General features: G+C 68.3%; 6 protein-coding genes and 1 pseudogene. 1 reads left to right on the top strand and 6 read right to left on the bottom strand.

Annotation, left to right across the window (positions count from 1 at the left end; genetic code table 11):
• Positions 1-61 precede the first annotated feature (61 nt).
• The 6 genes from ASD86_RS23430 to rsmD form a co-directional block, all read right to left on the bottom strand.
• On the bottom strand, positions 62-643 hold the full coding sequence (locus ASD86_RS23430) for a hypothetical protein (protein ID WP_056116675.1): 582 nt from the start codon (positions 641-643) through the stop codon (positions 62-64).
• Between the two features lie 305 nt (positions 644-948).
• A complete protein-coding gene (gene ggt / locus ASD86_RS23435) occupies positions 949-2694 on the bottom strand; it encodes a gamma-glutamyltransferase (protein WP_056117347.1) in 1746 nt (581 codons plus the stop codon).
• A gap of 14 nt (positions 2695-2708) precedes the next feature.
• Entirely contained in the window at positions 2709-2957 is a 249-nt protein-coding gene (locus ASD86_RS23440) for a YfhL family 4Fe-4S dicluster ferredoxin (RefSeq protein ID WP_036101971.1), read from the bottom strand.
• A gap of 866 nt (positions 2958-3823) precedes the next feature.
• Positions 3824-4315: a hypothetical protein gene (locus ASD86_RS23445; RefSeq protein ID WP_056116677.1), complete on the bottom strand. Its 492-nt coding sequence runs from the start codon at positions 4313-4315 to the stop codon at positions 3824-3826.
• A 40-nt stretch (positions 4316-4355) separates the two neighbouring features.
• A complete protein-coding gene (gene coaD, locus ASD86_RS23450) occupies positions 4356-4862 on the bottom strand; it encodes a pantetheine-phosphate adenylyltransferase (RefSeq protein ID WP_036101968.1) in 507 nt (168 codons plus the stop codon).
• Positions 4863-4997: 135 nt separating this feature from the next.
• A complete protein-coding gene (gene rsmD / locus ASD86_RS23455) occupies positions 4998-5672 on the bottom strand; it encodes a 16S rRNA (guanine(966)-N(2))-methyltransferase RsmD (RefSeq protein ID WP_082578661.1) in 675 nt (224 codons plus the stop codon).
• Positions 5673-5701: 29 nt separating this feature from the next.
• Here rsmD and ASD86_RS28060 point away from each other — a divergent pair.
• Positions 5702-6284 (top strand): annotated as a pseudogene (locus tag ASD86_RS28060) (hypothetical protein); the annotation flags it as partial.

Consider the following 6284-nt stretch of genomic DNA (forward strand, 5'->3'; position numbering starts at 1 on the left):
ATCGCAGCGGGCCGCTTTTACGATTCCCTATTCCCCATTCCCGATTCCCGGCCCCACAGGCTCACTGCGCCGTAGCCACCGCAGCGAAATGAAACACGAACTCGCCATCGCGCGGATCGGCCGCGACCACCCGTACCGGCGCGAGCGCGCGCTCGGCGACCAGGGTCGCGGTGCCGCTGGCCGAGGTCTTGCTGATCAATCCGGAGGAGCGGCCGCTGATCTTGATCAGCATTTCCTGGCCCGGCACCAGGACCACCCGGCCCATCGACGGGTCGCTGGTGCGCGGGGTGACGTTGCGGCTTTCCTCGGTATCGAGATAATCGCGCGCCGGCAGTTCGAACAGGTCCTGACCGCCGGCGCTGACGTCGAACGACCACGAGGTGCTGCCGCTGGTGCCGTCGTTGATCACTTCGATCTTTTCCAGGGTCAGCAGCACCGAATAGCGCGACGGCGCCTTGGGCGCCTCGGGCTTGACCAGCGGCGCGGCCGGCGTGGCGGCGGCCGGCGCCGGCGGGGTCTTGTCCTTGAGCCCGCCGATCTCGCGCACGTTGTTGATCAGCGTGGTCAGGGCGACGAGAAACGCGACCAGCGCGATCGAGATCGCGGGCACGCGGGTGTACCAACGCTTGTCGTCGTCACTCATTGCCGATTCCCCTGTGCTGAAACGCCGTGCGTGCTGTCCATGCGGCGCAATCTACTGCACGGCGTGGCGGGTGCGCCATCGTTTGACATGCGGCGGGAATGGGGAATCGGGAATTGGGAATCGGAACTGCAAAAACCGATGCAGCCGTTCTTACGATGCCAGACTCTCAACTCCCGGCCCGTCAGGGCCTCAACAATACTTACGCCTGCTGCCCTGACGCGCAGGAGCAGTCAGGAATCGAAACAGCCAAAGCCGACGCAGCCGCTTTTACGATTCCCGACTCCCAATTCCCGATTCCCGGTCTCTCAGGGCTTCAACACCACCTCAGCCAACCCCACCGGATTGCGCGGATCGGTGCCGCCCGACAAGGTGTTGGCGCGCTTGTCCCACATCACCGTCTGCAGGTTGCCCCAGCTCGATTCGCCGGCGTTGACCTTGTGGCCCATGGCCTGCAGCTTCTTGACCGTATCGGCGTCGAGCGCGCCCTGTTCGGCCGAGATCACGTCCGGCATCCACTGGTGGTGGATGCGCGGCAGCGCGGCGACCGCCTGCGGTTGCAGGCCGGCGTCGTAGGCCAGGATCGCCAGCAGCACCTGGGTGATGATGCGGCTGCCGCCCGGGGCGCCGACCGCGACCACCTTGTCCTGCGATTCCAGGAAGCTCGGGGTCATCGAGCTGAGCATGCGCTTGCCGGGTTCCGGCGCGTTGGCGCCGAAGCCCATCACACCGAAGGCGTTGGGCGTGCCCGGGCGCAGGGCGAAGTCGTCCATCTCGTTGTTGAGCAGCACGCCGGTGCCCGGCGCGACCATGCCCGAGCCGTACAGCAGGTTGACCGTCTGGGTCGCCGAGACCCGGTTGCCGTCGCGGTCGATGATTGAGAAATGGGTGGTCTCGTCGTCTTCCAGCGGCGCCGGCTGGCCCGACAGCAGATCGCTCGGGGTGGCCTTGTCCGGATGGATCGTCGCGCGCAGGCCGGCGGCGTAATCCGGGCTGGTCAGGCGCTTGAGCGGCATCTTCACGAAGTCCGGATCGCCCAGGTAGATGGTGCGGTCGCGGTAGGCGCGGCGCATCGCCTCGGCGAGGATGTGGGTGCGGTGCGCGGGATCGAGCTTGCTCAGGTCCCAGCCTTCGATCACCTGCAGGATTTCGGCCATCGCCACGCCGCCCGAGGACGGCGGCGGCGCGGTGACGATGTCCCAGCCGCGGTACTTCAGCCGCAGCGGTTCGCGTTCGCGGATCTTGTAACCGGCCAGTTCGCTGGCCTGCCATTGGCCGCCCTCTTCCTTGACCGCGGCGAGCAGCTTGTCGGCGACGTCGCCGCGATAGAACCCGTCGAAGCCCTTGGCCGCGAGCAGTTCCAGCGTGCGCGCCAGATCGGGTTGCTTGAGGATCTCGCCGGTCTTGGGCGCATGGCCGGCGGCGAGGAATACTTCGCGGGTGCCGCGGTAGCGCTCCATCACCTCGCGGCGGCTGCCGTAGCCTTTTTCCAGGCGCGCGTAGATCGGGAAGCCTTCGCGCGCGATCCGGATCGCCGGCGCCAGCGAGGTCTTGAGCGGCAACTTGCCGTACTTCTGCGCCAGGTGCACCAGCGCGGCGGGCAGTCCCGGAATGCCGGCCGACCACGGGCCGTTGGTGGCGCGGTCGCGGTTGAGTTCGCCCTTGTCGTCGAGGTACGCGGCCGGGGTGGACGCGGCCGGCGCGGTCTCGCGCGCGTCGACGAACACGTCGCGGCCGCTCTTCGCATCGTGCAGCAGGAAGAAGCCGCCGCCGCCGATGCCCGAGCTGATCGGTTCGACCACCGACAAGGTCGAGGACACCGCGATCGCGGCGTCGAAGGCGTTGCCGCCCTTGCCGATGATTTCCAGGCCGGCCTGGGTCGAGAGCGAATGCGCGCTGGCGATCGCGGCGCCGGGCGGATGCGCGGCGGTCGTGCCGGCCTGCGCGCGCGCCGCGGTTTTCTGCGCCGGCGCTTCGCAGTAGGCGGGCGCGGCGATCAGCAACAGCGAGGCCAGCAGCCACGGGGACAACGCACCGGCTCGCGGCCACGGCATCTTGCGCATCGGGTTCACTCCAGTTGTAGACGCCGCAGTTTTTCCAGCAGCTGCGGCTCGGATTCGGGGTGGGCGGGGTCCTTGTCGATGCACTCGACCGGGCACACGACCACGCATTGCGGTTCGTCGTAGTGACCGACGCATTCGGTGCAGCGCGCCGGATCGATCACATAGATCGTCTCGCCCTGGGCGATGGCCTGATTGGGACAGGCCGGTTCGCAGACGTCGCAGTTGACGCACAGTTCGTTGATCTTCAGCGACATGGGCAGGCAGCGCCGTGGGGGCAGCGGAATTCGCTATGGCAGCGCATGCGCGCAGTTTAGGGCGCGCGGGGCCTGGGGCATAGCCATGGGCCGGAATGCTGCGTCGCGTGGGCGGGGGGCCGCGGGCTGACGGTGTTGTTCAGGTGGATCGACGTTGCGGGGATTGTCTTTTTCTTTCTCTTCTCTACGAGTGGAGCAAAGCCAAAGCGAATCCCCCGCGCTGCAGAGTTTTCCGACCTCGCGGTTGCGCCGGGCGCCGCCCCCTTTTGCAAAGTGGGCTGGGTCACGCGCTTAGCCGGGTGTGCTTGAGCCGCGTTCGGGCTTGAGCACGCCATCTCGAACCGATCCGCTACTGCTGTTTCCCCTTTGGAAAAGGGGGGCTGGGGGATTCGCTTTTGCTCTGCTCCGCCTGTGAGGCAAAAGCCAAAGCGAATCCCCCGCGCTGCAGAGTTTTCCGACCTCGCGGTTGCGCCGGGCGCCGCCCCCTTTTGCAAAGTGGGCTGGGTCACGCGCCTGGCCGGGAGTACAGGACTCGTGCTTAGCGAATTGCTTCAGACATGTGCTTGAGCAGTGTGCTTGAGCTTGAGCAAGACATTCCGAACCGGTTCGCCACCGCTGTTCCCCCCTTTGGAAAAGGGGGGCTGGGGGGATTCGCTTTTGCTCTACCCCGCGAGCGGATCGACAGCAAAAGCGAATTCCCCGCGCTAAAAAAATCGAGCCGCATAAGCGGCTCGATTCGATATTGCCAGCGCTGCAATGCCGCGGTGCCATACCGGGCGCTAACGCGACCGACATGTGCCGACCCGTCGGCGACACGGTGAACGCTCCGCGCCGCCAGCCTGATCGGACCGGCTTGCCTGAGCCGATTACTTGACCTGCACGAACACGTAGTTCACGCCGGCCGGCGCGGAGGCGGCCTTGACGCGTTCGCTGTCGGCGGCGTCGCCGATGAAGATGAACTTGACGCCCTTCATCGTGCTCGGCTCGGCCTTCGACAGCGCGGCCACGGCGAGGTCGGCGCTCTTGGCCGAATTCGGCGAGCCGAACGCGACCAGGTTGCCTTCGAGGATGCCGCGCGACAGGTCGGTCTGCGCCTTCTCGACCATGCGCTCGTATTCGCCGGCGAAGGTCGGCGCTTCCGGCGCCGGCAGGACGTACACGTAGGTGCTGCCGGTGACGTTGTCGAGATTGCGCTTGACCACGTCGGTCAGATACGCGTTCCAGGCGTTTTCGTCGCTGGTCTTGGGCGCCGACAGCGGCGCGGCTTCGACGACCTCCTTCTTCTCCTCTTTCTGGCAGGCGGCCACGAACGGCAGCGTCAGGCAGGCGATCAGCAGCAAGCGGGAGGAAGTTTTCATCGTAAGCCCCTTAAGGATTGGTCGTGTGTCGTGTGGATGATCAGTGTTGCTTGCTGCGCCGCCATTCGGCCTGCAGCGCCGCGGCCACGGCCGGCGGCACGAAGCCCGAGACGTCGCCGCCCAGGCGCGCGATCTCGCGCACCAGCGAGGAGGAAATGAAGCCGTACTGCTCGGCCGGGGTCAGGAACAGGGTCTCGACCTCGGGGATCAGATGCCGGTTCATGCTCGCGAGCTGGAATTCGTATTCGAAGTCGGACACCGCGCGCAGTCCGCGCAGCAGCACCCCGCCGCCGACTTCGGCGACGAAATGGGCCAGCAGCGAATTGAAGCCGCGCACTTCGACATGCGGGTGATGGGCGACCGCTTCGCGGGCGAGGTCGACCCGCACTTCCAACGGCAACGCCGGACCTTTGCTCGGGCTTTCGGCCACGCCGATGATCAGCCGTTCGAACAAGGGAGCGGCGCGGTCGACCAGGTCGATGTGGCCGTTGGTGATGGGGTCGAACGTGCCGGGATAGACGGCGATTCGGTTGCGGGCCGAGCTCATTCGATGGTCGTTCGCTGATGGAATGACAGGGAGCGGGTGGGCCGCCCCCGCCGGATGCGGCGCAGTGTAGCAGTCGTCCGCGCGCGCCGGTCAGCACCCTGATTGGCCGTCGCGCCGGGGGCGCGGCCAGGTCGCTCAGGCCGGCCGGCGGCGGTACAGCGCGTAACGCACCTCGCGGGTGGCGCCTTCGCGATGGCGGTCCCACTGCGCGGGCAGGTCGATCGCGGCCTCGCCGGGGGCTTCGACGTACAGCCAGGCCGCAGGCGCCAGTGTCGGCAACAACAGCGGCCAGACCGCGTCCCACAGCCCGGCCGCGAACGGCGGATCGACGAAGGCCAGATCGAAACCCGCCGCACTGCCCTCGCCGGCCGGCGGCTGTTGCGCCAGCCACGCCAGCGCGTCGGCCTGGACCACCTGGGCCGCCTCGCCGCCCTGCAGGCGACCGGCCAGCGCGCGCAGTTCCGCGGCCAGGGCCGGGTCGCGTTCGACCAGCACCGCCGACGCCGCGCCGCGCGACAGCGCCTCCATGCCGAGCGCGCCGCTGCCGGCGAACAGGTCGAGCACGCGCGCGCCGGGCAAGGCCGGGATCAGCCAATTGAACAGGGTTTCGCGCACCCGGTCGGAGGTCGGCCGCAGCCCGGGGGCGTCGCCTACGTTCAGACGGGTGCCGCGCCAATGCCCGCCGATGATCCGCACCTTGCCGGCCTGCGCGTTGTGACCGCCGCCGGCGCTTGGCTTGGCGGGGTTGCGCGGGGACCGTGGCGGGCCGGCGTCGGCGCCGCCACGCGGGCCACGTCGAAAAGTGTTCATCGGGGGACTCTGGGGGCCGGTGCTAGCATGTGGTGATTCTCGCGCATGGCCCCATCTCCCGTCTCATGCTCAGCTTTTTCCGCCGCAAGAAAGACCAAACCGCCGCCGAAAAATCGGCCGAGCGCGGCTTCAGCACCGAAGAATTGGCCGCCGCGTTCCCTAGCGCGCAGCCAACCGAAGCCGGCGCGCCTCCACCGCCCGCCGCCCCACATCAGCCAGCAGACCCAGCGCGCACCACCGAACCGCCGGTGCCGCCCGAAGTCGTAGCCGCGCTGCACGAGATCGAACCGCCGCTGGCGACGCCCGAACCGGCCGAGCCGGCGACGCGGCCGGCCGAGCCTGCGCAGGTGGCGCCGGTTGCTTCGGCGCCTGTTGCTGCTGCGCCCGCCGTCACGGCGCAAGCGCCCGCGGTGCAAGCTCCCGCCGCGCCGACGCCGGCCGCTGTTGCGCCCGCGCCGGCCCCGTCGATGCCGTCGCCGATCGCGCCCGCGACGACGCCCATCGCACCGCCATCGGTCCAGACCATCTCGGCCGAAACCGAACCGGTCGAGCCGACCGACTACATCGACAAACCCGCCGCGCCCGCCGGCAAGCTCGGCTGGCGCGAACGCC

This window comes from Lysobacter sp. Root690, from assembly GCF_001427785.1.
Taxonomy (GTDB): Bacteria; Pseudomonadota; Gammaproteobacteria; order Xanthomonadales; family Xanthomonadaceae; genus Lysobacter.

Coding starts and splice junctions, on each gene's coding strand:
- ggt (WP_056117347.1), bottom strand. CDS start 2,694: ATGCCGTGGCCGCGAGCCGGTGCGTTGTCCCCGTGGCTGCTGGCCTCG.
- rsmD (WP_082578661.1), bottom strand. CDS start 5,672: ATGAACACTTTTCGACGTGGCCCGCGTGGCGGCGCCGACGCCGGCCCG.
- coaD (WP_036101968.1), bottom strand. CDS start 4,862: ATGAGCTCGGCCCGCAACCGAATCGCCGTCTATCCCGGCACGTTCGAC.
- ASD86_RS23445 (WP_056116677.1), bottom strand. CDS start 4,315: ATGAAAACTTCCTCCCGCTTGCTGCTGATCGCCTGCCTGACGCTGCCG.
- ASD86_RS23430 (WP_056116675.1), bottom strand. CDS start 643: ATGAGTGACGACGACAAGCGTTGGTACACCCGCGTGCCCGCGATCTCG.
- ASD86_RS23440 (WP_036101971.1), bottom strand. CDS start 2,957: ATGTCGCTGAAGATCAACGAACTGTGCGTCAACTGCGACGTCTGCGAA.